Annotated in this window: 1 protein-coding gene; it reads left to right on the plus strand. The window is 59.3% G+C overall.

Features of this window, described 5'->3' with window-relative positions; genetic code table 11:
- Positions 1-92: 92 nt before the first annotated feature.
- Positions 93-1,041 (plus strand): IS630 family transposase gene (locus tag EOA13_RS37235; protein ID WP_127298056.1). Its coding sequence is split into 2 segments (ribosomal slippage): positions 93-428 and positions 430-1,041, totalling 948 coding nucleotides; the frame shifts between segments, so codons are not numbered across the junction.
- Positions 1,042-1,050 lie beyond the last annotated feature (9 nt).

The following is a 1,050-nucleotide window of genomic DNA, read 5'->3' on the forward strand; positions in this document are numbered from 1 at the left end:
CTAGAGCGATTCCTATTTTGAGAGAATCGTAGGATTCCCAAAGCCGGATGTTTGTGATTCAAGATGCTGGCTGGATTGGAGGCCAGCATCTGATGACGCGAGCGCTTTCAAATGATCTTCGTGAGCGTGCAGTAGCGGCGGTTGGCGACGGGGAGACCTGCCGTGCGGTTGCCTCGCGCTTTGGCGTTGCGGTTTCCTCTGTAGTGAAGTGGTCGCAGCGTTACCGTGCCACTGGCTCGGTGGCGCCGGGCAAGATGGGCGGACATCGCAAGCGCGTCCTTGAGCCGCATCGGGCCTTCATTATGGAGCGGCTTAATCAGACCTCTGAACTGACGCTGCATCGGCTGAAGGACGAGTTGGATGCTCGCGGGGTCAAGGTCTCGCACAATACGGTGTGGCTGTTCCTGCGCCGCGAAGGCCTGAGCTTCAAAAAAAACTCTGTTCGCCCTTGAGCAGGCGCGTGCCGATATTGCCCGCAGGCGCCAGCGATGGCGCTCTTGGCAAAGCGGTCTCGATCCACAGTGCCTGGTCTTCATCGATGAGACCTGGATCAAGACCAACATGGCTCCACTGCGAGGTTGGGGGCCGAAAGGCAAACGGCTGCGCGGCTTGGCTCCACACGGCCACTGGCGCACGCTGACCTTCCTCGGTGCACTACGCTGGGACCGGCTCGCAGCACCTTGCGTCTTCGACGGACCGATCAACGGCCAATGCTTCCGTGCTTATGTCGAGCAGCAGCTCATCACCGTGCTGAAGCCCGGCGACATCGTGGTCATGGATAACCTGGGAAGCCATAAGTCGGCGGCCATCAGGCAGACGATCAAAGCTGCCGGCGCCAGGCTTTGGTATCTGCCGCCCTACTCGCCGGACCTCAATCCGATCGAGCAGGCCTTCGCCAAGATCAAACACTGGATGCGACAAGCTCAGAAACGCACCGTCGAGGACACGTGGCGCCACATCGGCCACCTCGTCGAAACCATCGAGGCAGCCGAATGCAAGAACTACTTCGAAAACGCAGGCTACGCTTCCGTCAAAATATGAAACGCTCTA

Origin of the sequence: Mesorhizobium sp. M7A.F.Ca.US.011.01.1.1, from assembly GCF_003998295.1 — a bacterium.
Classification (GTDB): domain Bacteria; phylum Pseudomonadota; class Alphaproteobacteria; order Rhizobiales; family Rhizobiaceae; genus Mesorhizobium.